This window comes from Pygmaiobacter massiliensis (assembly GCF_900199435.1).
In the GTDB taxonomy this organism is placed as follows: domain Bacteria; phylum Bacillota; class Clostridia; order Oscillospirales; family Ruminococcaceae; genus Pygmaiobacter; species Pygmaiobacter massiliensis.
On the sequence record NZ_OAML01000002.1, the window covers coordinates 441,039 to 466,685 of the forward strand.

At 48.6% G+C, this 25,647-nt stretch carries 18 protein-coding genes and 1 tRNA gene; 3 read left to right on the top strand and 16 right to left on the bottom strand.

Annotated elements, in window-relative coordinates:
• Positions 1 to 86: 86 nt before the first annotated feature.
• The 5 genes from C1A11_RS02135 to C1A11_RS02155 form a co-directional block, all read right to left on the bottom strand.
• Complete coding sequence (locus C1A11_RS02135; protein ID WP_102049216.1) at positions 87 to 395, bottom strand: YerC/YecD family TrpR-related protein; 309 nt, start codon at positions 393 to 395, stop codon at positions 87 to 89.
• Positions 396 to 478: 83 nt separating this feature from the next.
• Complete coding sequence (gene ymfI, locus C1A11_RS02140) at positions 479 to 1,213, bottom strand: elongation factor P 5-aminopentanone reductase (RefSeq protein WP_102048775.1); 735 nt, start codon at positions 1,211 to 1,213, stop codon at positions 479 to 481.
• A gap of 24 nt (positions 1,214 to 1,237) precedes the next feature.
• A complete protein-coding gene (locus tag C1A11_RS02145) occupies positions 1,238 to 1,837 on the bottom strand; it encodes a DUF6553 family protein (RefSeq protein ID WP_102048776.1) in 600 nt (199 codons plus the stop codon).
• A gap of 36 nt (positions 1,838 to 1,873) precedes the next feature.
• Positions 1,874 to 2,464 carry a TetR/AcrR family transcriptional regulator gene (locus tag C1A11_RS02150; protein ID WP_145995704.1) on the bottom strand — a complete coding sequence of 197 codons (591 nt, stop codon included), beginning with the start codon at positions 2,462 to 2,464 and terminating at the stop codon, positions 1,874 to 1,876.
• A 420-nt stretch (positions 2,465 to 2,884) separates the two neighbouring features.
• Positions 2,885 to 2,960: transfer RNA gene (locus C1A11_RS02155), tRNA-Ala, on the bottom strand.
• 164 nt (positions 2,961 to 3,124) lie between these two features.
• Between C1A11_RS02155 and C1A11_RS02160 the strand changes: the two genes are divergently transcribed.
• Positions 3,125 to 5,038, top strand: a complete 1,914-nt coding sequence (locus tag C1A11_RS02160) for an NAD(+) synthase (RefSeq protein ID WP_102048778.1) — start codon at positions 3,125 to 3,127, stop codon at positions 5,036 to 5,038.
• A 35-nt stretch (positions 5,039 to 5,073) separates the two neighbouring features.
• On the opposite strand, the gene C1A11_RS02165 is transcribed toward C1A11_RS02160, so the two are convergent.
• The 3 genes from C1A11_RS02165 to glsA all read right to left on the bottom strand — a co-directional run bounded on the left by C1A11_RS02165 (position 5,074) and on the right by glsA (position 8,725).
• Complete coding sequence (locus C1A11_RS02165; RefSeq protein WP_102048779.1) at positions 5,074 to 6,138, bottom strand: alanine/ornithine racemase family PLP-dependent enzyme; 1,065 nt, start codon at positions 6,136 to 6,138, stop codon at positions 5,074 to 5,076.
• Between the two features lie 18 nt (positions 6,139 to 6,156).
• Complete coding sequence (locus C1A11_RS02170; protein ID WP_102049217.1) at positions 6,157 to 7,560, bottom strand: alanine/glycine:cation symporter family protein; 1,404 nt, start codon at positions 7,558 to 7,560, stop codon at positions 6,157 to 6,159.
• 232 nt (positions 7,561 to 7,792) lie between these two features.
• Positions 7,793 to 8,725, bottom strand: coding sequence for a glutaminase A (gene glsA / locus C1A11_RS02175; RefSeq protein ID WP_423242018.1), 933 nt, complete (start codon positions 8,723 to 8,725; stop codon positions 7,793 to 7,795).
• Between the two features lie 297 nt (positions 8,726 to 9,022).
• Between glsA and C1A11_RS02180 the strand changes: the two genes are divergently transcribed.
• Positions 9,023 to 9,964, top strand: a complete 942-nt coding sequence (locus C1A11_RS02180; protein WP_102048781.1) for a LysR family transcriptional regulator — start codon at positions 9,023 to 9,025, stop codon at positions 9,962 to 9,964.
• A gap of 367 nt (positions 9,965 to 10,331) precedes the next feature.
• Positions 10,332 to 11,585 (top strand): cation:proton antiporter, encoded by a 1,254-nt coding sequence (locus C1A11_RS02185; protein ID WP_102048782.1) that lies wholly within the window; start codon positions 10,332 to 10,334, stop codon positions 11,583 to 11,585.
• Positions 11,586 to 11,658: 73 nt separating this feature from the next.
• On the opposite strand, the gene C1A11_RS02190 is transcribed toward C1A11_RS02185, so the two are convergent.
• From C1A11_RS02190 to C1A11_RS13915, 8 genes are all read right to left on the bottom strand, one after another.
• The gene (locus C1A11_RS02190; protein ID WP_446677000.1) at positions 11,659 to 12,081 is read right to left on the bottom strand and encodes a VOC family protein; all 423 of its coding nucleotides are present in this window, start codon (positions 12,079 to 12,081) and stop codon (positions 11,659 to 11,661) included.
• 182 nt (positions 12,082 to 12,263) lie between these two features.
• The gene (gene srtB / locus C1A11_RS02195; protein WP_102048784.1) at positions 12,264 to 13,043 is read right to left on the bottom strand and encodes a class B sortase; all 780 of its coding nucleotides are present in this window, start codon (positions 13,041 to 13,043) and stop codon (positions 12,264 to 12,266) included.
• 79 nt (positions 13,044 to 13,122) lie between these two features.
• Positions 13,123 to 13,878 (bottom strand): LPXTG cell wall anchor domain-containing protein, encoded by a 756-nt coding sequence (locus C1A11_RS02200; RefSeq protein WP_102048785.1) that lies wholly within the window; start codon positions 13,876 to 13,878, stop codon positions 13,123 to 13,125.
• Positions 13,879 to 13,896: 18 nt separating this feature from the next.
• Positions 13,897 to 14,520 (bottom strand): hypothetical protein, encoded by a 624-nt coding sequence (locus tag C1A11_RS02205; protein WP_102048786.1) that lies wholly within the window; start codon positions 14,518 to 14,520, stop codon positions 13,897 to 13,899.
• Positions 14,521 to 14,566: 46 nt separating this feature from the next.
• The gene (locus C1A11_RS02210; protein WP_102048787.1) at positions 14,567 to 15,067 is read right to left on the bottom strand and encodes a signal peptidase I; all 501 of its coding nucleotides are present in this window, start codon (positions 15,065 to 15,067) and stop codon (positions 14,567 to 14,569) included.
• Positions 15,068 to 15,124: 57 nt separating this feature from the next.
• Positions 15,125 to 15,664 (bottom strand): hypothetical protein, encoded by a 540-nt coding sequence (locus C1A11_RS02215; RefSeq protein WP_102048788.1) that lies wholly within the window; start codon positions 15,662 to 15,664, stop codon positions 15,125 to 15,127.
• Between the two features lie 18 nt (positions 15,665 to 15,682).
• On the bottom strand, positions 15,683 to 24,916 hold the full coding sequence (locus tag C1A11_RS02220) for a Spy0128 family protein (RefSeq protein WP_102048789.1): 9,234 nt from the start codon (positions 24,914 to 24,916) through the stop codon (positions 15,683 to 15,685).
• A gap of 87 nt (positions 24,917 to 25,003) precedes the next feature.
• A complete protein-coding gene (locus C1A11_RS13915; RefSeq protein ID WP_242965787.1) occupies positions 25,004 to 25,501 on the bottom strand; it encodes a hypothetical protein in 498 nt (165 codons plus the stop codon).
• Between the last annotated feature and the right edge of the window lie 146 nt (positions 25,502 to 25,647).

A 25,647-nucleotide genomic window follows, 5' to 3' on the forward strand; every position in this document is an offset into this window, starting at 1 on the left:
CGCTGAGGTTTGTACCGCTCAGGCGACGAGATTTATTTTACCGCATAAAAACGTTTTTGTCAACACGTTTTTTGAATTTTTTTAAATTAATTTTCTTTCGGCTTTTCCGCCAGTCGGCCAAGCATGGTTTCATACCCGCCTGCCCCATACTGGATACACCGATTCACCCTGCTAATGGTTGCAGTGCTAATTTCGACCTGCTGCTGAATTTGTTCATAGGTAGCACCCGCGAGCAGCATCTTCGCTGCATGCAAACGCTGCGCCATATCCCGCAATTCTTTCACAGTACAAAGGTCTTCAAAAAAGTTACGGCATTCTTCTGCATTGTCCAGCATGCGAATCGTTTGAAAAAGCTCATCCACTTCTGGACTATCCATAATATTTCTGACCGGCATCCAGGCTTCCTCCATTTCATTTTTCACTTTAAAGTGATACAGCATCATTATACCTGCCAAGTCAAAAAAAAGCAAGCGGATTCTCAGACAACCAGGCCGCCATTGCAGCCCAATACCTGCCCCGTGATAAACGAAGCTTCCTCTCCTGCCATAAATAAAACCGCACGCGCCACCTCGGCTGGAGTACCTATTCTGCCCAGCGGGGTTTCATCGGCAATTTCAGCAACTTCTGCTGCGGCAAGGTGTGCGTTCATTTCAGTATCTATCATTCCCGGGGAAACGCAGTTCACTCGGACCCCAGAGGGCCCCAGCTCCTTTGCAAGCGCCTTGGTAAGCCCTATGAGGCCCGCTTTGGTCACAGAGTAGGCAACTTCACAAGAGGCCCCTACTTCGCCCCACATCGACGCTATGTTGATGATATTACCGCTTTTGCGGGAAATCATGTATTTTGACGCAGCTTGGCTGCAATAAATCGCAGAGTCGAGATTTGCGCCGCAAATTCTGCGCCACTCTTCTTCCGTCATGCAGTCAAACAGCCCTACTTGAGAAATGCCGGCGTTGTTTACCAACACATCCAAACTTCCAAAGGTTTCTTGAATCGTCTGTGCTGCCGCAAACGCAGTTTGGCGGTTCGCGAGGTCGCCACCAACCGCCAGCGCCTCAAAGCCGGCGGCGCAAAGTTCTTGCGCCAAGGCCTCAGCCTTTTGCTTACCGTGTTGATACCCCAGCGCCACACGGTATCCGTTTTGCGCAAACAGCACTGCAATTGCACTGCCAATGCCGCCGGAAGCGCCTGTAATCCAAGCTGTTTTCTTCATTGAGTATCTGCCCCTTTTTCCCATTCATTTTGTTTCTTCGGCTAAGGTTTCGCCCGGAAACGTTTCTTCAAAAGCAGTTTTCGCGGCTTTATATAATATTGTATATTCTTTGCTCAGTCCTGCCTGTTTTGGCAGTTCTCTTGTCACACGGGTAATTTCGTCTGCAATTTTTCCCATTACCTTTTCTTCTCCAAGCGGCATCGTGCCAAATAGCTGCGAGCCGTATTTCCCATCTTTGGTGCAAGTGTAGATATAAAATCGCATCATGGCACAGAGCTCTTCATAAAGCATTTCTTCCGCACGTGCGCTTTCTTCTGCAATTTCGACACCTAAAACAGTTAGGTTGCGGGTTAAATCTCGCGTCAACCGCTTTTTACCGAACCAGCCGCTGCCATTTGTTGCCGAGTAAAGCATATCCATCCAGACGCCTACATACCTGTCTGGCAGCTTCGCCTGAGCAGGCTGGTCTCCATATCGTTGCTGCCAAAAGCGCAGCCTCAACAAGTGCTCTTGCTGATGTTCTTTATCTTCTTGCAGCGCTTCTTCCAGCATCGCATACCGCGCTTTTAGGCGATATTCTTTCCCATATGCGTTTTTCCACTGTGCATATTCTTGTTCTGTCATTTTAGCGCTCCTTTCCTTCTTTAAGCTTCATTGTTTTCAAGTGGCGCATATGCCTTTAATTACCAATTTCAACCAAGCGGTTCCGTTCGTCACCAGGTCAAAACGGTTATCGCTAGCACACCAAGTATAGAGTATCCCGTTGACTGCGCATAAAGTATATTCTGCTATCTGGCGGGCACTACGCTCAGACGGAAACACGCCTTGGGCCTGAGCCTCTTCTACTAGGGTTACTATTTCATGAAAAATCCGATTCCCATCAAAAGACATACCTTGAAGTGAAGTTCTATCGCTTAACCCACTTTGGTAAAATTCACGAATTAGACGTACCCCGATTTTCTCTTGGATAAATACAAAGCCTTTTTCCAGCAGGTTACACAGCTGCGTTTCGACCGAACGACTTTCAAAGGAAACCGAGGAATTCCCATAAAATTCATCATCATATCGATGTATCATCTCATTAAGCAATTCGTATTTAGAGGAATAATGATAATAAAAGGTTGGCTTGCTTATTTGTGCCTTCTCTGTAATTTCTTTTACGGAAATATCCATGATGCCGCTTTGGGCAAATAAATCCAACGCGCACTGAGAGATTCGGCACTTTGTTTCTAAGCTTTTTTTATGTCGCACTCTATTTTCACGCTCCTAAAAGAAAACAGTGTTTCTTATTATATTGAGTGTGCTTGCATCAGCCTGCAGCACCGAGCAATTATTTTACCATTAACAAAGCTCTTCAGATCAAGTAAAATTTTCGACTCATTTATCTCTTTTATTATATAGTATTATAAAAGGTTTTGGAAAGAAAATAATTATATTCTTTTCTTTCACTTCTAATTGAGCACTTCAAACTGGCGGTACGCAGGATGGTTACGCCAGGAGTTTTAATGCTATGTTTTTGTTGAAGACCACTTAACGGCACATCTCCTTTTGATAGGCTTCTGGACTTGTATTTTTTTAAATAAGCGCGGCAAACGCGCAATTTAGTGGTAGCCAAGAAAACAAAAAGAGACATAAACATAGCCAAAACAGCTTGCTTATGCCTCTTTTACTTGGTGGAGACGATGAGGATCGAACTCACGACCTTACGGATGCGAACCGTACGCTCTCCCAGCTGAGCTACGCCCCCAAGTGTAAAATTTAAGATTGCTCATCTATTATAATACTTCAAATTCGCAAATGCAAGCCTGTATTTACAAATTTATCCTGCCCCTCGTTGAATTTGAACTGGCGCGGGGGTATAATAAAATTGAACTCGAAAAATGTACATGGGACCCGAATGGAGGATAAAGTGTGAGAGATGGTTTTATTAAAGTAGCGGTCGCCTCACCCACAATGAAATTGGCAGACCCCGTACGCAATGCGGACGAAATGATAGCGCTTGCGCGGCAAGCAAACAGCGAAGGCGTACGGCTTGTTGCTTTTCCTGAATTAAGCCTGACCGGCTATACCTGTGGTGATTTGTTTTTACAAAGCTGCCTACTGCAATCCGCATCTACCCAACTTTTGCGCATTGCCGAGGAAACCAGCAATTTGAATGTGGTTTTAGTCGTAGGCGTGCCGTTTCAGGTCGCCGATAAGCTCTATAACTGCGCTGCCGTGCTCTGTGCAGGGCAAGTTTTGGGCATCGTCCCAAAAACCAATATCCCTAATTACAGCGAATTTTACGAGCGCCGTCAGTTCGCCCCTGCACCGAGTGGCAACTGTATGGTTTCACTGGGCGACCAGCAGGTATTGTTTGGCACCAAACAGATTTTCTGCTGCCGAGAGATGCCGGGCTTCCGGATTGGCGTTGAAATCTGTGAAGACCTTTGGGTTCCCATCCCGCCCTCTGGCGCTCTTGCACTGGCCGGTGCCAACGTAATCGTCAACGCTTCTGCCAGCAACGAAACCGTCGGCAAGGCTTCTTATCGCCGCTCTCTCGTCACTGGGCAATCCGCGCGGCTTTACTGCGGGTATCTATATGCCAGCGCTAGCCTTGGCGAATCTTCCAGCGACCTCGTTTTCGCCGGGCACAATATGATTGCCGAAAACGGAACCCTGCTTGCCGAAAGCGCCCTCTACAAAGACGGCCTTACCATCACGGAGCTGGACTTGCAGCGCATTAGCCATGAGCGTATGCGCGTTTCCTCCTTCGTTTCTGATGCTGCCTCTGACTTTGCACAGACCTTTTTCAGCCTGCCGATGGAAGAAACCAAACTGACCCGTACCATCGACCAGCACCCCTTTATCCCGTCCGACGCACAGGACCGCAACGGGCGCTGTCAGGACATCTTGTCCATTCAGGCACACGGGCTTGCACGGCGTGCAGAGCACACCCACTGCTCTTCCCTCGTCATCGGCATCTCCGGCGGCCTAGACAGCTGCCTGGCCCTGCTGGTAGCCGTACGCGCCATGGACTTGCTGCATCGTCCCCGCACCGATGTCATCGCGGTGACAATGCCCTGCTTTGGCACCACCAGCCGCACCAAATCCAATGCAGAAGAGATGTGCCGAGAGCTCGGTGTGACTTTCCGCGAAGTTCCGATTACAGAAGCGGTTCGCTGCCATTTCCGCGACATCGGGCATGACGAGGCGAATCACAATGTGGTTTACGAAAACACCCAGGCGCGTGAACGCACACAGGTACTCATGGACATTGCAAATGCACAGAACGGCCTGGTAGTTGGCACAGGCGATCTTTCGGAGCTTGCGCTTGGCTGGGCAACTTATAACGGCGACCATATGTCAATGTACGGCGTAAATGCTTCCATTCCCAAAACGCTGGTTCGGCATATCGTGCAGTATGTCGCTGATACGAGCGAACCGACCCTGGCTGCGGTGCTTAACGATATTCTCGACACCCCGGTAAGCCCCGAGCTTTTGCCCGCGCAGGAAGATGACATTGCACAGCGCACTGAGGACATTGTAGGCCCCTATGACTTGCACGATTTCTATCTTTATTATCTGGTGCGCTTTGGCTTTTCTCCACGCAAAGTGTATCGTTTAGCGGTTTATGCCTTTGACGGTGTTTTTGCGCCGGAAGTCATTTTGAAATGGCTCAAAATTTTCTGCCGCCGCTTTTTCAATCAGCAGTTCAAACGTAACTGCCTGCCGGATGGTCCCAAAGTTGGCAGCGTTTCCCTTTCGCCCCGTGGCGACTGGCGCATGCCCAGCGATGCTTTCAGTACCATTTGGCTGCAAGAGCTCGAAGAAATCACAGAATAAATTAAAAAGGACAGGCTTCGGCCTGTCCTTTTTCTTTAATCGATATAAACTTTTTCTACGTATTCAGAGGTGAACGCACGCAACGTGGCAAAGTAACCAAGCTTTAATTCTACGATATCTCCTACCTGGTAGCTGCGTTTACTATCGGTAATGTCCAGCATCAAATGGTCAGAGCTCGCTCCCAGCATCGTAATGCCTTCATCCAACGGCACCGCGGTCTCTGCATCAAAATCCTGTTTGCCGAGGGCACAGACCGCTCTAAGCCGCTTGCCGCGGTCTTCAAAGCTCGGGCGGTTTCCGTAAGAATCCACCCCAATCTGGCCCCATGGCAAGGAGGGCTTTTCTTTTAGTTCCACAATTTCGCATTCCAGAATAAATGCATCATTGCGGGTGCCAGGCAAAAAGCGATATTGTGCTCGCTCTTTACCAAACAGCAGAGATTCGCCCAGACGCAGGTTGTTGACACCTTCGCAGATACCTCCACGCAGCATCAAATCCAACGTTGCGGAGTTGCCACCACTGACGACGCTGACTTCACGGCCTACCCGTTCGCTCACGCGTTGAGCAAGGCTGGCAAGCTGTTGCATTTTTCTTTCATCCGGCTGGATGAAAGAAAAACAAGTGAGGTTGGTGCCGATGCCATACAGTTCTACATTGGTCATCCGCTCCACCTGCTCTGCGGCTTTCAGCAGTTCATCGTAATCCACATAGCCTTCGCGAATGTCGCCAAGGTCTGCCATCAAAATCACTTTATGCTTTTTGCCGCATGCGCCAGCCGCTTCATTAATGGCATCAATCGTCGCAAGCTCAGAGTTCAGCGACACATCTGCATGCTCTACCAGTGCCGCTACTTCGCTGCGCATCGGCGGACGAATCAGCCATTTTTCTGCATCAAGCCCTTTGAGACGAGCAAGATTCTCTACGCGAGAATCACCGATTTTGTTCACTCCGGCATCCAAAAAGGCCTGTGCAATTTTTGGGTCACCCCGCACCACCTTGGTGACGCCGGTGACAGAAAGCGCGTGGCCGGCACAAAGGCCGGCCACGATGCTTGCATTGTTCCGAATACGCTCTAGATAAATGCGTACACGCGGATACATTGTAATACTCCTATCGAATTATTTCCAATATTCCAGTTCGTCAGGATTCAAGCCAATGTCAGCCGCTTTGAAGACCGGGTTTTTGCCTTCTTTTTTCTGCTTCTCGTAGTCTTTGGTTGCTTTCAAAGCAATGTTGCCCAAAATGACGCAAGCCGGCAGGTTGATCAGGCACATCAGAGCCATCATGAGGTCTGCAATATCCCATGCAGCGCCCATGCTCAGGCCCGCACCAACAAAGATGACTGCAACAGCAAGCACACGGAAGCCGATCATGAATTTTTTGCCCGGCATTTTTTTATTGATGAATGCAAGGCAGTTATCTACATAGAAGAAGTTGCCCAGCAGGGTGGTGAATGCAAACAGAACCATTGCGATGGTGATGAATACGGGGCCAAGTTTGCCAAACACAGTAGAGATAGACTGCTGTACATAGGCAGCACCTGCGAGTTCTGCGCTCGGTGCAATGCCGGAGCAAAGGCACATCAGCGCGGTTGCAGTGCAAAGCAGCAGGGTGTCAATAAAGACGGAGAGCATCTGTACCAGGCCCTGTTTTACAGGGTGGCTAACGTCCGCAGCAGCTGCCGCGTTAGGAGCAGAACCAACACCAGCCTCGTTGGAATAGAGACCACGTTTGATGCCGTACATCATGCAGGAACCAGCAATGCCGCCGAAAATTGCCTGGAAGTCAAATGCCTCAGCAAAAATCTGAGCAAACACAGCGGGGATAAGACGGAAATGGAAAATAAGCACGATGAGAGAAACAGCAACATACATGATGCCCATAACGGGGACGATGGCACTTGTTGCTTTTACAATGCGCTTGCCGCCGCCCATAATGCAGTAGCCAACCAGCACAGCAAGGATTGCACCAATGATCCAGGGAGTAACAGCGGGATCGTAGAAGCTGTAAACCGCAAAGGTGGACTGCAGGTTATAGGAAGCCAGCATATTAAAGCCGCCTGCGTATGTAAGAATGAGGAAAACCGAGAAAACTACTGCGATCCCGCGGTTTTTCAGCGCAGTCTCAATGTAGTAAGCCGGGCCGCCGTAGCTGTCGCCATTGGCATCTTTCCGCTTGTAAATCTGGGCCAGGGTGCTCTCGATAAATGCAGAAGCACCGCCAATGATAGCGATAATCCACATCCAGAAAACAGAGCCGTAGCCACCAAGGCAAATAGCGGTGGAAACACCAACGATGTTGCCGGTGCCCACACGGGATGCCGTAGAAACCATCAAAGCCTGGAAAGAAGAGATAGAACCTTCTTTTGTCGGCTTTTCAGCAACAACTTTAATGGATTCTTTGAACATACGCAGCTGGATAAATTTCGTACGGAAAGTAAAGTAAATACCAGCCGCAAGCAAAACGATGATCAGAATAGGATAATAAAGAACACCGTTGAGAGCGCTAACAATAGACATCATAAAACAACACACTCTTTCTTTGAATTTTGTGTAAGTACACTTTGCAGTGTACCCGCCGCAAATTGTTTTGTGCGCCTGTGCAAACCAGGCCAACCAAACCGGTAAAACTGCACGGGCAAACGTCTGTTTTCCTGCTCCCATTCCACAGCATGCTTAAAATCACTGCAGAATATGAACCATTCCTGCCCTCCTTTTTTAAAATAATAAACAGAAAACGCCTCGGCCGAAGCCGTTACACAACTTTTTTATCAGTACCTGCAAAATAATGCAGGTTCAGATGACGAGATAAATATTCTAAAATACGGTAGGCGCCAATGCTATTTCCTTTCGCATCCAGACCAGGGCAAAAAGCCGCAATGCCCATCTGGCCTTCTACGGAAGCGACAATACCGCCGCCTACACCGCTTTTCGCGGGAATTCCCACTTTGATTGCAAATTCGCCAGAGCCATCGTACATACCGCAGGTCACCATCAGTGTTTTCACGATACGTACAATCCAGCTTTCTACAATGCGCTCTCCGGTAACGGGATGGCAGCCATCGTTTGCCAGAATTACAGCGTAATTTGCAAGGTCTTGTGTATGAATGCTGACAGAGCACATTTTAAAATACAAATCAAGTGCTTCTTCTGCATCACACTCTAAAATGTTTTCGCTCTGCATCAGATAAGCCATTGCACGGTTGCGCATACCTGCCTTTTTCTCAGAAAGGTAAACCGCTTCATTGAGCGTAATGGTATCACGTCCACACAGTGTGCGTACCAAATCAAGAAATCTTCCAAACGGATCTTCGCCGCCTACGCAGCAGCTTGCAGTGGCAATCGCACCAGCATTAATCATCGGGTTAAGCGGATGAAGCGTCTTGGTCTCCAGCTTTACGATCGAGTTGAACGCGTCACCGGTAGGCTCTACGCCTACTTTGCTGAACACCTTATCATAGCCAACCAGCTCAAGTGCCAAAATCAGAGACATCGTTTTTGAAATGCTCTGCATCGTAAATTCCTGTTGCCAATCCCCTGCGTGGTAGGTTTCGCCTTTTTTGGTAACCAGGCACACGCCCACATGGTCCGGGTTTCCTTTTGCAAGTTCAGGAATGTACGTAGCTACTTTTCCCTCTTTGATAAAGCCTCTTGCGTAGGCCAGTGCGTCATCAATTGTTTGCTGAATCATGGTTATGCTTACTCCTTGCTATTACAAGTTGCGATACACGGTTAGGCACTATGTATTCTTTTCTATCACATTCTACCATGATATTGTGCATTGCGCTAATACCGTTTAGATATAACCGCTATCGCCTACCCGTATAGCAGTAATGCCATAACCTTCGGTTTTCTTTTTGTCAGTTTTTACAACAGAAAACTTCAACATACTTCAACAAAAGATCCTGAAATAGTATATAATAAATATAAAAGAAAGAAAAGTCGTCACGCTTAAAACGTTTAAAATATGGAGGTCAAACAAACGATGAATATTAAGCATCTTGAGTTTTTTGTTGCGGTTGCCCAATACGGCTCTATCAACAAAGCGGCTCAATCGCTCTATATTTCGCAACCACACCTAAGCCACATTATTAAAGAAATCGAAACCGACGTAGGCTTCGATCTCTTTCAGCGTACCAAACAGGGTGTCGTGTTGACCCCGGAAGGCGAACAGTTTTTAGAGCACTCAAACGCAATTTTACGGGAAATGGAAAACCTCAAGCGTTTCTCGCGCAAAGTAAAGCCGGATAAAGACCGGCTAAGCCTTTCTATGACCAAGTTTTCACATACAATGGAAAGCTTTAACGAAGTGTGTTGCCACAACGAAAACCTTGAAAGTTTTTCTTATCGCCTAAACGAAGGCTCCACAGTAGACGTTATCGACGACGTGCTTACTGGCACCGCAGACGTCGGCGTTATTCATTTTGCCAGTCATGAGAGCGCACATATGCGGTCTTCTCTTGAGCAAAAAGGTATCACTGTTACCCCCATCGCCTCACTTTCGCTGCATATCGTAATTTCGAAAAATCACGAGCTGATCCAGCGTGGGCAGCCGGTAACTCTTGCAGCTTTGCAAGAGTACGGCTTTGTGCGCTATTACGGCCAATACGAGGATTTCATTTACAATATCGCCACTGAAAATGTACATCTGGATCTCAACAACTCTCCCAAAATCACCTATGTCTACGGGCGCGCAGCACTGCTACACCTAATTGCTTCCAGTAATTTTTACACCATTGGAATTCAAGGATTCACCACACAGGACTCTATGTATCAGGTGCTTTCAATGCCCATTCCCAACTGCAAAGAGCGCGTAGAATTTGGCATTATCACCTTGAAAGATTGCCAGCTTTCTGATTCCGAGAAAGAATTCGTGGACAATGTGACGGACCGCTACCGCCGGTTGCAGTTAGAAGACGAAGAATAGAATATTGCTAAAAACCGCTGCCGCATCCTTTCCGGCAGCGGTTTTTTCATGTGTGCGAGAAGATTTTTAGCGATTTCTTTGCTCGAAAAAATTCAAGTTTCCAGCGGTTTTCTACTTCAAACTTCAGAAAAAATCGAAAAAATTTCGCTTTTTTTACGCTTTTTGTTTTTCTTGAAATCTCTTGTTTGTTTTCACCAAATCCATCTTGAATAAATAGTTGTTTTACCGATTGCTATTTTTTCGGTTAGTGATAAGATGTAGCTTGCACCTTTCATGGTGTTTCTGATTTTTGCAAGAAGATCAGAAGTCGGCGTGTTGGTCGTGCAGTGGCCAGCACATCGGCGGTTTTAGAAAGGAATGAAGGCTCATGGATAGTTTGCAATTTTTATTAGGCCTCGCGCTTATTCTTTTTTCCACCAAAGCGCTGGGGCTTTTGACGCGCAAATTTAAAATGCCGCAGGTAGTTGGCGCGCTGCTGGCCGGGCTGTTGCTTGGCCCTGCGGTTTTCAATGTAATGGGTTCTACTGATTTTATCGAGCAGGTGGCGGAAATCGGCGTTATCGTGCTGATGTTCGGTGCCGGTGTAGAAACTGACCTGCAAGATTTGAAAAAGTCGGGCGGGCCCGCTTTTATCATCGCCATGATGGGTGTGATTGTGCCGGTGGTCGGCGGTTTTGCAGTCGCTTCCATCTTTTATCCGGCGGCTGGACCTGACCAGCACTTGATTTTGCTGCAAAATATTTTTATCGGCGTTATTCTTTCTGCTACCAGTGTTTCGATTACGGTAGAAACACTTAAAGAATTGGGCAAGCTTACAACCAAATCCGGCAATGCTATTTTAGGCGCAGCGATTATCGACGACATTATCGGCATTGTGGCTCTCACACTGATTACCAGCATGGCCGATACCTCAATTCGCATCAGCACTATCGTGTTTCAGCTTGTCGGCTTCTTCGCCTTTTCGGGCATTGCCGGTTACCTATTCTTCCGATTTTATAAAAAATGGACCGACTCCTACGGCTCTGACCTGCGCAGATTCATCATTATCGCATTTACTTTTTGCCTTGTAATGAGCTATTGCGCGGACCGCTTTTTCGGTGTCGCTGATATTACCGGTGCCTATATCGCCGGGCTTATCATCTCTTGCACCAACGTAAAAGAATACGTGGCCAAGCGTTTTGACACTTTGTCTTATATGATGTTTTCCCCTGTATTCTTCGCTTCGATTGGGTTAAAGGTGACCGTGCCCAACTTCTCCACCTCGATGCTAATGTTCACGATTGCGCTTGTTCTGGTTGCGGTTCTTTCCAAGGTAGTCGGCTGCGGTATTGGTGCCAAGCTTTGCCGCTACGATAACCACGATGCACTTTGCATTGGCTGCGGCATGATTTCGCGCGGTGAGGTGGCTTTAATTGTCGCCAACAAAGGCGCTTCTGTTGGCTTAATGAGTCCAGAGCTGTTTGCCCCGGTCGTGCTCATCGTGATGTTCACATCGATTATCTCACCGATTTTGCTCAAAATTGCCTATGCACACCACACCCCCTCGCCGGGCGATGCCTTCCAAGAGGATGCTATCACCCGCAGTGTAAATCATCAACTAGAGCTAAACCAGGGAATGTAGCCTATTTTACAGGCAATAAAAAAGAACGCAGCCAGCTGGCTGCGTTCTTTTTTATTTTCTTAATACTGCCGGATTACATAATCAGCATGCCCTGTGCATCGAATTCAAAATTCGGTCCCCACACTACCTCCCAATAATAGCCGTCGAGGTCAGCAAAATAGCCGTGATAGCCACCCCAAAACGCATCCTGAGGTTCTTTGACAATCCGCGCACCGGCTTTACGGGCAAGTTCTATTACCTGCCGCACTTCTTCTTTGGTTTGGGCATTGTAGGCAAGTGTAATGCCAGCGAACCCCTCTGCCAACGGCGGCGGAGCCTCTTGGCTAATATCGAGTGCGAGCAGATCGCGCGGATATAGTTCCAGTTTTGTACCCGGTGTGCTGAAAAAGATTACTTCTGGTGCGTCTGCTGTTTCTTCGGTCAAAAAGTCCAAGCCGTCACGGTAAAATCGCACAGCGCGCGCCATATCCCGCACGCCCAGGCAAATAACGTTCATTCTGTTCACTTGCTGTTCCCTCTTTTCTTTTTCTAGCGACTCTGCTTGCTTACTGTGCGCCTGCACAGCGGCGTGCGGCTTTGCAGTTCCTGCCGCATATATCCGGGGTATCACAAAACAGCTCGGGCAACCAGAATAGTAAATACCCTATCACAACCTATATCGCCCTGTTTTAAATGCGTTTATGCCAGCTTGTCGGTGCATTTCGCATGCACCACAAAACGCTCTCTGGTTTGCGAAGTGCCAGAAACACAGGTGGATAGTGTAATCACATAATCGTCCTCATCTACAGATACACCTGTATCATATAAAGACCGCTCTTTCATTTCCGTAAGAAACTTTTCATACTCCGGCCCTTTGCGAAATCCGATGCTGTAAACAGCCGGATCTTCCACTTCGACAGCCTCTATCGAGAAAATCTCGTACTTCCAGCTGCCATTTGGGGTGTAGAGCATAAAACTGCCGCCGTTTTCCTCGTAAAACGTTTTGTCTTTAAATTTTGTCAGCCCACCAAACATCGAGCCATCTTTGACATTGTGACCGTAAACAATAGTGTGTAAATCTCCAAATGTTTCGCTGTTTTGTGCTTCCATAAAAATAGCGCCCGCTGGCCGGTAAGCGCCTGTATATGAGTGATTTAAATAAAAGCTGTCATCCGCTCCCCGAACAACCGGATAATTCAGCACCGGAAGGGCTGGCATCTCTATCCAGCCAACAACATCTTTATTTTCTGCGCGCAGCTGTTCCCAGTCTACCGAACGCAGGGGCGTTTGCCCCGCTTGCAGCTCCTGTTTGGTATAAGCAGCGGCCAAACCCGCGTATTCTTGGCGTGCTTGCTGGTACTGCAAAAAAATACGTCCCAAAAGCACTGCCGGCACCGCAATCAGCAGAACAGCAAGCACCCAAATAAGCAAGTTTTTATTTTTTCGTTTCTTTCGTTCGGTCACCAGCAAATCCCCCATCTTTTGTTTCTTCGTCCGTTATAACAGCAAAGCCGGCTGCTATTATAACAGTCGGCTTTATGCTGATTAAAATAAGACCTTACTGGTTTTGAGCATTCTGTTTTTTCCGTCGCAGCAGCAAAACCACGAGCAGAATCACACCTGCCAGCATCACCGCAGAAAGCAGCAGAATCGGCGCATTGTCACCGGTCTGTACATTTCTCACGACGGTGCGAATCACCGTTTCAATCTTTGTTTCTGTTTTTTCTACGGTTACTACTACATTTTCTACATCCGCAACCCGAAACGCAAACTGAATCTGGCCCAGCTGGCTCTGGTAGTCGTTGCTGGTTGCGGTGCCATCAATGGCGATGGAAAAATTGACTGTCGCTTTTTTGCCCGGCTCTAAGCGTGCAACGTTCATCCAGTTGCCTGCCGAAGAAGCGGTGAGCGTATCAAGGTCGCTGTTCAGCTCATACATGCCCTTGCTGCCGGTGCCGCCAACCTTGTTGCCTGCGGCATCTTTGCCATAAATGTAAGAGGTGCCGGCGTCGGTGGCCACTTTAAGCCCAATGGTATAAACCGTACCGGAAGCAGCGTTGTCTTCCAGTGCTTTCAGTACCCGCATATCCATGTAGAAATCAGCAGGCTTATCCGAATCATTGGTCAACACGATATCCTGACTGCGGCTGGTGCCGGGGAGCAAATCAGAAAAGCTGATATCCCCGTTTTTCACCTGCAGCTCTTTACCGGTGTACGAAACGTTAGAAGTCGCATCAGCAGCAAAAGCGCTGATGGCAAAGCACACGGTCAGCAGCAGCGTAACAGCCAGAGAAGAAATTCGCTTGTTTAACATTTTGTGCCTTCCTTTCTCTTACTGTGCCACAGCAGTAATGCTGCCGTTTGCATCCAGCGTTGCTTCAGTACCCCAAGCGCCGAGAATTGCTTTCGCATTCAGCTCGTTATTGTCTTTCTGGTACTGCACGGCCTCTGCGGTAACGTCAAGACCCACACGGCATTTTTCGTATCCGCTCAGCTTGGTATCCAGTGTCAGGCTTTTCAAAAAGACATCGGTGCTTTCTCCCGCGGCGAGAGGATGTTTGTACACCAGCACTGTCTGTTCTGAGGTCTGGCGAAGAACCAGCCAATCTTCCTGATTAGCAAAGTTCATGGCGATTTTACCGACGTCTTTATCAAAGACTTTTTCGCCATTCATATCTTTCCAATACTTGGTGACAGTAACCCGAACATACTCAGTGATATTGGTATTGGTCGCCGGGTTTTTCACTGCATAGTTGCTGGCAATCACATCGCCTGGCTTTACTTGGGTATCATCTGCTTTCGCCTGCGAGGTAAGCTCTACTTGCAGCGTGGGGGTTTGCAGGTTTGCGTAAATATTACGGTTGGTCGCAGCGGTTTTTGCCGCCAGGGTTCCACCCACAAGAGCAACCGCGAGAATCGAGAGTATCATACCGGTCAACAACAGTTTCTTTTTCACTTTGCGGTCTCCTTCTTTCTATAAAATCAAGAAATTGGTTCAAAGCTTACTCGTGCTTTTTGCCGGATTTTTTATCGCAAGCAGCGATTTCCGGCAAGAAGATGGAGAGGATCAAAACAATCAGCACGCCAACTGCAGCTAAAATACCCGGGCGGGTTTTCAGCGCTTCACACACAGTTCCCAGTGCAGGCAGATGAAATTCCACTCTGCCGATTACTTGAGACGGGGTTACCGGCGCCATGTCCGTCACATTATTTGCATCGCCCTTGGTAGTAAAGTTGCCGCCATCATCAATGGCAGCGATGCGGTGAGTTACCACCGCGCCGCTTTCCATTTGAAAAGTGATGATATCGCCGACGGCCAGCTGCTGGCCCTGCACCTTTTCGGTGTAGACCAAGCTGCCGGCGCCAATGGCGGGTTGCATACTGCCAGTAAGCACTGCATAGGTTTCAAGCCCCGCAACACGCGGCAGCAGCAGTGCCCCTGCAAACAGCAGTAAGGTTGCCACTGCCATCCATGTTACGATGTTTAGAATTTTACGGCCCAAAGTTTTGCTCCTTTTTTCTGCCTCAATCCAAGGTTTTTATTGGTCATCATGAGGCAGTTAACTGTTGCTGTTACTGCTGCTTGCACTCAAAAAGCCTGCTTCATACAAATCCCATATCTCAGCGGGGTCTGTGTAGACTTTGCCCTGATAGGTAAGCTCTGACTGGACAGCCTCTTGATAAAGACTGATTTGCAGGTGTGCAAGATCTGCCGCAGTGTAACCATCACCAAGCGCCACGGTGTCAAACAAAGGCTTGGTGCTCTCGCCCGGTGCGACGGGGGTATTATAATAATACCATTCCTGGCCGTCGTAAGTCCAACCATTTGCCGGTGCGTTTACAGTAACCAGGCCATCCTGCAATACGCTGTAACGCATACGCACATAGCAGGCACTTTTGCCGGTGTTCTGTACCGAAGGCTTTTTCACGGCATAGCCGTCTTTTTCTTCAGTGATGGTAGTGGTGATGCCGCCCACAGGGTAGTTGCCCCCCTGTGCGGCCGCATCTGTGAAGTAAGAAAATGTGGTGCCCACGAGGCTGACACTCAACAGTGCAACAAGGAGAGCGCCAACAAAGGTTACTTTGAGATTCTTTTTCATAATTGACTGCCTCCTTCTTTATTCTGCTATGCCCGCGGGGGAACCGTTCGGCCCTGTACCTGCCGGGGGTTCTCCGCCGTCGTCATCGTCGTCGTCACCTGCCACCTTGCCGGTACGGTTATCGTTTACAAGTACAACGTCGCGGCTTGCAAACGGGTCGGTGACCACTTGATCTGTGATGATTTCTTCGGTGCCGCCGTGGATTACGATAACACCGTCGGTGCCGCCCAGCTCGCTGACTTTGGTGGGTACATATTCTCCTGTGGTCGGGTCGTAGACGTTGACCACTGCCGAAGCGTAGGAGAAGTACTCCTCATTGGTAAGCCGGTTTGTAAAGCTTGCAAGCACGGTTGCTCCGCTTTCCTGTGCAGCGCTCTGCACAAGCACGGTAACAGCGTCGCCATTGATGCTTTCATAGCGCAAATCTTTGCGTTCGGTTACGGTGTATTCGCCTACCGGCACACCGCGCAGTGTAATGCGTGCAACATAGGTGTCGCCTTCCACGCTGCTGTTTTCATCAATCTGGAGCATAATGCCCTTGTAGGCAAGATTTTCCTGGCTGGTGCTTGCTACGTCAAAGGTAAAGATGGCCTCGCCCAGTGCCGGGTTATACTCTGCAACGGGCAGACGCTTTTCAAGTGTGAGATTGCCAAGTTGGATGGTATTGCGCACGGTGATAGGCAGCTGGGTCAGCGTCCCCTCTGTTGTGCTTGCCACGGCGTGAACCTCGGTCTCGTAATATTCAACCGCATCTTCCACCACGGTGTAGGTGATGGGGGTATGTGCAGTATCATACTTCGGATAGCCTTTAAAGAGTGCCTGCCAATGGCTGGTTGCTGTAACCTTCGCTGTTGCGACCGGGTTTTGGGTGTCGCCGTTGGCCACAAGGTTGTAGGTAATGCTCTGGGGACGGAGCCGGTCGGCATTGTTGTTGTCGACCCACTCTTTGGTGACGCCGATGTCAACGGTTTCATAGCGGTTGGTGAACACAATCTTCGCATCTGCATCCGCAGCGTTTTTCACGCTCCAGTTCGTCTGCAATTTGCCGTTTCCAGCCTCATCCGAAATAGTCACCACTACGGTGAATTCCGTATTGTCGTAAGTCAGTGTACCGTCAGCACCACGCACCTCGGTCACTTTGTACTCGTAAGAGGCGGTACGTCCGTCTGCATCTCCGATATCGCTTTCGGTGAAGCAAATCGGTGCAAAAGCAAATTTGCCATCAGCACCGTTCTGCGCCACAATCTCGGTCAGTGCGTTGCCGTTTTTATCTTTCAGCGGTGCACCATTCAGCGGCTGCAGTTTAAAGCTGAACTCGTTTGCTTCCATCTTGCGGTTTGCAACGTTTTCCAGCAACTTGCTGCCGTTGACGGTTACTGTGCCGGTTGCGGCATAGGTGTTTGCAATCGGTGCCGCTTCTCCGTTTTCGATGAGCTGATTGTTTGCATCGTAGTAGGCCGCAGTAATATTCAGGCCGCCGTTGCCGACATCCTCTACTTTAACCTCTACTTTGTAGGCATGCGCATCGTAGGTGTAACCGGCTGCGTTTTTCGCAGTCTCTTGAATGGTGTAGGTAAAGGTTTTGCCTATATCTGCTGTAGTGTAATTCAGCGCCTCAAAGACTACGTTGCCGGAAGCATCATTCTTCACAGTCTGCAATTTTGCTCCGCTTTCGTCAGAAAGGGTAAACTCAAACTGTTCTGCCGCCAAAGGACGACCAGACAAGGATTTGTGAGCTTTCAGCACTTTGGTGCCGGCCGCTTCGTACACGTTAGCAAAGACGATAGCGCTTGCCGGGCTGTTTTCGTTGCCGGTTATCGCTGTGTCTACCGCGAGAGAATTGTTCTGGGCATTGTAACGCACTGTGTGTGTTACGGTGAAAACGGTTTTGTCGTAGGTAATGCCGTTCAGCGCAGTTGTTTCTGCCCCCGAGGGAATCACCTCAGACACGTTATAAGTGAATGTTTTGCCTAGGTCTGCCTGCGTGTAGTTGATTACACCGAAATCGAAGGCTGCCGGCTGCTCTTTTGCTGCTGCCGGGTTGCCAACCGTCAGGCTTTTCAATGTTGCGGCTTTCGTCTGGCTTTGTGCATCTGCACCAGCCAGAATAAACTGGAACTGGTTTGCCGTCATCGCTGCATTTGCAAGCGTTTTAACACCAGTGATGCTCTGCCCTACTTCTGCTGCATAAACGTTTTCAAATGCCGCAGTTTTGTCTGCTTTCGGAGTGAGCGCGTAGATGTTTTCGCTGCCTGCTTGGGTTGCGCCGTTCACGGTGAGTGCAAGGCGGTCATTTGCAGCGTCGTAGCCCACGGCCACAGTCACGTCATAGCTCGTCGGGTCAATCGCTACACCTGCTACATTATTATCTTTCTCGGTAATGCGATAGATGTAAGTGTGGCCGATGTCTGCCTGCGTGAAATTAAGACCGGTGAAGGTAAAGTTGCTGCCGCTGTTGTTTACAACCAGTTTGCCGGCAGTTGCACCATTCAGCGGAGCGTTGTCGAGTGCTTCTATCTGGAAGCTAAACTCGCCATCGCGCAGCGTACGGTCATTGATGGCCTTGGTGCCGGTAAGCTGCATCGAAATGTTTGCCGCATATTTGTTGTCAAAAGTTGCGGTGTGACCAGTTGCCGGTGCAACAGTGTAGGCACCGTTATTGCTTACCGAAGCCGCAGCGCCGCTGCCGGTTTGTACGCTAAACGCCAAGGTTCCGTTGCTGCTTGCGCTGTCTGCCACGGTTACGTTAACCATGTATTGGGTGCTGTCTGTGGTTACGCCAGCTGCGTTGGTAGCAGCCTCTGTGAGCAGATAGGTATAGGTTTTGCCCATATCATCCTGCGTGTAGCGCAGCCCGTCAAACACAAACTCGCCGCCCTGGTTAGAAACCAGTTTTTCTGCGACTTTACTGCTGCCATTATACAGCGGTGCGCCGTTCTGTGCAGAAAGTTTAAAGCTAAACTCGCCATCACGAAGGTCGCGGGAGTTAATCGATTTGGTGCCTTTAATGGAGAGCGCACCGTTTGCGACATAGCTATTGACAAAGCTGGGTACATTTCCTGCAGTTAAGGCGTAAGCAATTTGTGCATTCAGCCCTTCCTGATTATTAATGGTAAAGCTCAATGCACCGTTGCCCGCATCTTTCACAGCAACCGTGAGGTGATAAGAGTTTGGAGCATAAATGATATTGCTGTCAGCGCCCTGCTGCTCTGTCACCAGATAAGTGTAACTTTTGCCGATGTCTGCCGCGGTAAAGCTACCGCTGTTCAAGGTGAAGGTTCCGTCAGTGTCAATCACCGCAGTTACAGGTGCAACATCTACCATCGGTACACCGGCTGCGTCAAGCTGCTGCATCTGCACCGTAAACTCGCCTGCCTTAATAGGCCGGTTAAAGCTCTTGGTGCCGGTGACTTTAAAGCTGCCGGTTGCTTTGTAGGTGTTGGTAAAGGTAGCAGTGCCAGCGGGGGTCAGCGCATAGTCGCCACCCTTAGCGGTCAGCGGCGCCTGCACATCTGCAATTTTCTCTACTGCAAAAGCGAGTTTGCCGTTGTTGCTGTCTGTTACTGTAACTGCAATTTTGTAAGCTGCGGTGTCATAGATAATCGTGCTGTCTGTGCCCGTTTTTTCTGTAACTACATAATAATGCGTGCCCAGATTTTGCTCGGTATAGCTCAGCGGAATGCTGAAGCTGCCGTTTGCTGCTACATCTACGAGCTGGGCTTCACCAATCTTATTGGCAAAGGTGGCATCCATCTCTTGCAGCTGCACTTTAAACTCGCCGTTTGCCATGCCGTTGCGATATTCCAGTGCTTTGGTGCCGGTCAACGCAATGCTGCCGGTTGCCGCGTATTTGTTTGCGAGAGTCGGTGCCGTGGTGCCATTGTCTGCTGTCAGTTTGCCTGCTGCATCGTAGTAGGTATTGGCCGTACTCAGCACACCATTGCCTTTATCCGTTACTTTGACAACTACTTTATACCAGCCATCATCATAGGTGTAGCCAGCATTTTGAGCACCCACCTGCTCGTGAATGTAATAAGTGTGTTCGCCGGCCTCGGTGTATTTGAGTGCTGCAAGGCCGGTAAAAGTGATATTGCCGGAATTATTGCTCACCTGACCCAGAACGTTGGTTTTGGATGCATCATACAGCGCAAAGGTAAACTGGCCGTCTTTCAGCGTTCTGCCGGAAAGCGTCTTTTGTGCCTGAATGGTAGCACTGCCAGCTGCGGCATAGCTGTTGGCAAACACAATTGCATCTACCGGGTTCTCTGCTTTATCCAAAATCGTCTGGTCTACCACCATTGCCTTGGTGGTAAGGTCGTACCGAATGCTGTGCAACACGGTATAAGCCGCGTCGCTGTAAGTGTAGCCGTTGCTGGTTGTGCCAGCTTTGTCTTCGGTAACGGTGTACACATAGGTGCGCCCGATGTCATCCTGATTATAAGTGATTGCATCAAAAGAGATCGCACCGTCTTTGGTGTTCTTTGCGGTACCCATTGCAACTGCACTGTCCAGTTTATTTGTTTTGTCTGCATCCGCAGTGTTATACCATGCAGTCTTAGTCAACATAAAGGTAAACTGGTTCGCAGCAAGCTCGCGGCCTGCCAGCGTTTTGGTGCCAGTGATAGGCTGGCTTTGCACAGTGCCTGCATAGCTGTTATTAAATGCATCGCCTGTTGCCAGTGTATAGCCTTGCTGGCCTACCGGATTTCCGTTTACTTTAAAAGAAAGGGTGCCATCTTTGTTATCTGCAACCACGACGGTGAGATTATAAGTTTTGGCATCGTAAGTAATCGAGCTGTCACCGAGGTTCACCTCAGAGACCACAAAATAGTGGGTGCCTACGTTGGTTTCATCAAAAGAGATATTCTCCAGCGTAAACTTGCCGTCTGCACCAACATTTGCAGAAATGGTTTTGCCGCCTGTAATGGGGGCAAATGCCTCAGTTGCTTCGGTCATCACTACCTGGAACTCGCCGCCACTGATGGGGCGATTGAGTTTTTTGGTGCCGGTGACCTTAAAGCTGCCAGCTGCTTTGTAAATGTTCGTAAAAGTTGCAGCATCTGCCGCATTCAGTGCATACACACCATTTGCAGCATTCAAAACAGTTTCGCCATTTTTGACGGTTAACGTCAAGGGGCCGTCGGTACTGTCTTGGCTTACCACAACGCTCACTGTATGCGCAGTGGTATCATAAACAATACCGTTGGCGCTATTCTGCGGCACTTTTTCAGTGATGGTGTAAGTATAAGTTTTTCCGATGTCTGCTTCGGTATAGCGCAGGCCGGTAAAGGTAAAGTTACCCTTCGCATCATTTTGAACCGTAATCTCGTTCACCTTATTGCCGTTCTGATAAAGGGGAGCATCATTGTTCGCTTTGATAGTGAAATAGAACTCGTCACCAGCCAAGGTACGTCCCTCGAGCACTTTGTTGCCAAGCAAACTGATGTTCGCCTGGGGCATTACACGGTTATACAGCGTTTGGCTTGCGGTTTTGCTGTAAGTCATATAGAACACTTGCTGCCAAATACTGGTGTCCGAGAAGGTCAGCGTTTTGGTCTGTGTGTTATACTTGACAGTTTTTCCGGTATCGATTGCGATGCCGTTTGCCGGAATCTCTCCAGTGCGCAGCGAAATCGTGTTGTTTTCGTCCATCTTGTTAAAAATGCCACCCGCAGATTTCACTTGGGCTTTGATCGCCGTTAAGGTAGCGTCGTCTGTAGATTGCGGAACAATGAGGACGAACTTATTTTTGTAAGTCGAACTTACACTGCCGGTAGCCGAAAACACAAAAGCGCTATTGTCCGGCAGGGGGAATTCTTTGATATTGCAGTTGGGGATACGAATCGAGCTGGCAGTTTCAATACCAACCTGCACTTTACCAGAAGGCAGCGCAGTCCAGTTTTCGCCCGAACTCGGTGTTTCCTCTGCGTGGTACGAATATGCAGGGTTCAAGCTTTCCCAAGTGTGTGTAGTCTTGCTTGCATTCAGCGTAACTGTACCTGCAGTATGCCGGTTGCCGCTTGCGTCCACACCAACCAAAGTCACCTGAACAGACCAGTTGTCTGGTGCTACATTGTTGCGCCACTCTTTGTTTACCGTAAACGAGAAAGCAGCTGTTGCGCTTTTTTTGTAAGCGTTGGTAAAGCTGACATTCACGTTTTCGCCTGGCTTAACTGTTACTGTGCCGTTATTTTCGCCCAGTGTAGTTTCCAGCGAGTAGCCCTCCAAAATCTCGCCGCTTTCTTCCACGGTATAGGTACCAGCGACAATATTTTTGAGCTGCTTTGTAAACGTGTAAACGTTATTTGCATTTTCCTGCATGGAATTAAAGTTGTCAAACTCGCTTAAAAGAACGTTCGGCAAGCCCTGTCCCAAGGTGAAGTTGAGATTTTTCAGATTGCTGCGAATCTCGGATAAAGGCAGGCCGGTCACGGTTTTACTGATGGTGAGGGTGCCGGGAGCCTCCTTATTTACGACAACAACCTTGCCGCCGGAAGATGTGATTGAACCGACTGCTTCGACAGCTGAGGTGATTGCTGTGCCGTTTACAAGGTACCTGTCTAATGCATAGGCCGTGCCAGTGGCAATTTCTTTTACGGTGTAGTTTGTGCCAACAGTTAGCCCTTCAATGCGGATTGTTTGGCCCGCTTTGAGCTGAATCTGTCCGTTGTTGGTACGGCCATCCGAAATTTTCGCATTGTTAGAATCCAACAACTGATATGCGCCACTGTAATTGCTGCCCCCTAAGGTCACTAAAACAGTGAAATTCTGGTTGCCGGCATCTACGCCATCTGCCATTTGCTTTGTGATGTCGAGGTTTTTGCCTTGGAGATAATGATTTGTTACCTCGATACTCGGGGTTTCACCGGCAATATACGAACCACTGGTAGCGTTACTCTTTTTTGTTCCGTTAAACAAAACTTCGTAACCGTCTGTGCCGATTTCCTGGACATAGTAAGTCTGGTTTTCTTTGATGTTGTTAAAAGTCGCGGTTTGGGTGTTTTTCAAAGTAAAGGTGCCGTCTGCCGCAGTTTTATAACTGCTGCCGGTGTTGGGTCCGCTGGTAATGGTGTAATCAGTATTGCCCATTACTTTGCCGTCCACAAACAGTTTCATTTTATACTCTTGCTGGTTTGCCAGCATAGCATTCAGCCCCGTTACCTGTTTGTTGATGTTTACTGTGGACGGAATAATCGGTGGAATATTGAAGCTCATCTGCAGGTTAGAGGCACCTGCGCCACGCTCCATGTAATACATTTTAATGCTGTGATTGGTGTAAGGCTTAAAGGTGTTACCGTTAAAATCAGCAGTAGAGCGCCCAGCCTTGTTAAACATTGCTTTAATCGTTGTAGACTTCCACTGTACTGCTTCATTGGTTTTGGTATCGGTGTAGCGAACCTCGCCCGTTGCGAAATTGACAGAACCGCTCTGTGCATCATGGATGCCACCGAGGTCAAGAACAAGGGTGTCATCGATATAAACCCACATATCGTCATCACCGGTAAATTCAAAGATCATATCTCTGTCATTCACCTGGCCACCACGCGGCTGGGTAAAGTTTGCCTTCATCGACATACCAAAGTAGAAATCTGTAGCTTGATCCGGCAAATAAAGCTGCTGGTCGTAATGGGCCTGGCCAGCGCTCAACGCATTGCCCATGTAATCGTATTTTACTTTATTGGTCGATTTATTGAGTTCTGCGATGGTATTGAACGGCAAAAAGTTGCCGCGCTGGTAGAAATAGTTGTTTTCATTGGTGGGCGTTGTCAGCTGTTCATAAACACTGAAGTTGCCGCTTGCCTGATTGAAAAATGCGCCATATTCGGAACTATTAAAAGAGAAATAGCCCGGGTTTTCAGCGTTGTCGTATACACTTTTAATGAAAAGGTTATTCGCCTCCGTTCCGCCGGTGAACCATTGAGACAAACTTCCACTCTTTTTCGTCAGGGTGGGAAACTCCTGCCCCGGTGCAATTGTGGAACTTAAAAGACCTTGGGTGATAGAACCGCCATTGCTGCCATAGGACCCGCCACCGATGCTTGCCGGACTGCTGTAGTTAAACATCTTCATCGTGATGCCAGCGGCTTTGCTGTCAATGGTTTGGACAGGGGTCAGCTCCTCGGCTTCTTCAAACACCAGATAGACGTGAGCTCTGTCAGACGAATCGTCCAGAGTTTCTACTTCGTTCCTGCCATTTTTCAGTATTAATTCGTTGTAAAAACTTCTTTTTACACTGGAAACAATTTTTCCATCTTTGCCGTCGAGCCGTGCCTCTTTGTAAGTATATCCCAATACAGTAAGTGGACGATCTGCAGCATACTGGTTGAAAGAAATCTCCTGATTCCAGTCGATTTTTACGTTTGTAGTCTGTGCACCGGTAAGCGAATTCCCTTGCTCATCAATATAGTGCACGATAACCTGTGCGTTATTGCTGCCCCAGGTAATAACAAAAGTAGAAAAGCTCGGGGTTTCAAAAGACGCAACTGCAGAAGCCCCTGCTTCTTCCGTTTTAACGGCCGTAGCAGCAGTCATTACTTCAGTTTTCAGCGCATCATCAATATGTACTACGTTAAGATTTTCTGCATCGGCAGGGACAACGTCCTTATTCAGCACTACGCTGACCGAAACGGTTTTGCCTTCCCGTGGCTCAACCACCTCGCCTTTTTCATTAAAAAACGTAATGTCGAAAGCCGCAAAATCCTCGAACTCCACTGCTTTATCGTTTTCCAACGCTGCAAGCGTTGCGTCGTAAGAGGACTTATCACTCTGCTCTGTGATGCGGGTTGCCACTGCGGAAACCTTTTCAGCAAAGGCATCCTGCAAATAGCTCACCGTAATGGTTGCCCCGTCGGCTGTCAGTTGCTGGGTGATCTGCTCTACTGTGGCAGGCTCTTCGGGGGCACTGCTTGCCGAGTTGCTGTCTGTTGGCACGCTATCTGCCGGCACACTGCTTGACGCACTGCTATCCGGCGGGGTGCTGCTTGCGGGAGGGGTTGCCTCGGAACTGGACGCAGGCGGCACTGCCTCAGAATTCGCACCAGGCGTTGTCGGCTGCGGCTGCTCTGCGGTCGGGGTACTCTCCGGCGAGGTAGGCTCGCTCGTGGCTTGCTCCGGCTGATACTCAACCACCACATTTTCAGGATCACTGATGCTTTCTGCAAGTACGGAAACGGGCATAACACCGCACAAAATACCTGCAGCCAGAACCAAGCTTAATACCCTTTGCCAAAGTCTAAACTTGTTTGTCTCCATTCTCTTGTTCCTCCTAAGCTAACTTCACTTTATCTCTGGTCATACACACCTATCACGGATGGCAAAATTTCTTCGCCTTTGCTTGGGTTAATTAGATTCCATTTCTTTCTCGTGGGGCAGGTCCTCGGTCACTTCTTCTGTCGGTTCTTCGGTTTGGTCTAAAGCACTGTCCATTAGCTTTAACAATTCCAGCGCACTTCTAAAATTACAACTCTGCCCTTTTTCGGCCCATAGAACATTACCTTGCCAAGTTGCATTTTGCCGGTACATTACGTGCACCACAAAGGTGGCACGTTCTCCTGTTTGTTCTGCCAAATCATTTACCTTTTTTCTTGCCATAACCGACTCCCTTCTCGCACTTCTGGGCTCTGGGCCAAAACTTCTCAACTGTACGGTTCGCTGCGGGTAGTTTATCTCATCGTACAGCGCGTCTATTTTATTCATCATCTCTCCCGGTGAGGAAAAGGGCACACCCTCATGGCCGAAGCGGTGATAAAATACTCCCTCAAAATCCAATCCGTTACTGCTGTTTACACAAATACGAACCAGGTTTGGGGCCGCGCGGCTAATCGCCGAAATATTCATACAATCGCCCCCATTTTGCTTCCTATGTTACACTATACCAGTATCCGGTAAAGGTTTGGTTAATTTCCTGTCTTTCAATCGTAATATTTACCTTGTTTTCTAACCGCATTGCGTAAAAAGCTTTCTTGTTTAAACCCTAGTTGGTG

What these genes read in the sequence shown, in the direction of transcription:
- C1A11_RS02220 (WP_102048789.1), bottom strand. Translation starts at nt 24,916, where the DNA reads ATGGAGACAAACAAGTTTAGACTTTGGCAAAGGGTATTAAGCTTGGTT.
- C1A11_RS02190 (WP_446677000.1), bottom strand. Translation starts at nt 12,081, where the DNA reads ATGAACGTTATTTGCCTGGGCGTGCGGGATATGGCGCGCGCTGTGCGA.
- C1A11_RS02180 (WP_102048781.1), top strand. Translation starts at nt 9,023, where the DNA reads ATGAATATTAAGCATCTTGAGTTTTTTGTTGCGGTTGCCCAATACGGC.
- C1A11_RS02165 (WP_102048779.1), bottom strand. Translation starts at nt 6,138, where the DNA reads ATGTATCCGCGTGTACGCATTTATCTAGAGCGTATTCGGAACAATGCA.
- C1A11_RS02200 (WP_102048785.1), bottom strand. Translation starts at nt 13,878, where the DNA reads ATGTTAAACAAGCGAATTTCTTCTCTGGCTGTTACGCTGCTGCTGACC.
- C1A11_RS13915 (WP_242965787.1), bottom strand. Translation starts at nt 25,501, where the DNA reads ATGAATATTTCGGCGATTAGCCGCGCGGCCCCAAACCTGGTTCGTATT.
- C1A11_RS02170 (WP_102049217.1), bottom strand. Translation starts at nt 7,560, where the DNA reads ATGATGTCTATTGTTAGCGCTCTCAACGGTGTTCTTTATTATCCTATT.
- ymfI (WP_102048775.1), bottom strand. Translation starts at nt 1,213, where the DNA reads ATGAAGAAAACAGCTTGGATTACAGGCGCTTCCGGCGGCATTGGCAGT.
- C1A11_RS02215 (WP_102048788.1), bottom strand. Translation starts at nt 15,664, where the DNA reads ATGAAAAAGAATCTCAAAGTAACCTTTGTTGGCGCTCTCCTTGTTGCA.
- C1A11_RS02135 (WP_102049216.1), bottom strand. Translation starts at nt 395, where the DNA reads ATGCCGGTCAGAAATATTATGGATAGTCCAGAAGTGGATGAGCTTTTT.
- srtB (WP_102048784.1), bottom strand. Translation starts at nt 13,043, where the DNA reads ATGGGGGATTTGCTGGTGACCGAACGAAAGAAACGAAAAAATAAAAAC.
- C1A11_RS02145 (WP_102048776.1), bottom strand. Translation starts at nt 1,837, where the DNA reads ATGACAGAACAAGAATATGCACAGTGGAAAAACGCATATGGGAAAGAA.
- C1A11_RS02185 (WP_102048782.1), top strand. Translation starts at nt 10,332, where the DNA reads ATGGATAGTTTGCAATTTTTATTAGGCCTCGCGCTTATTCTTTTTTCC.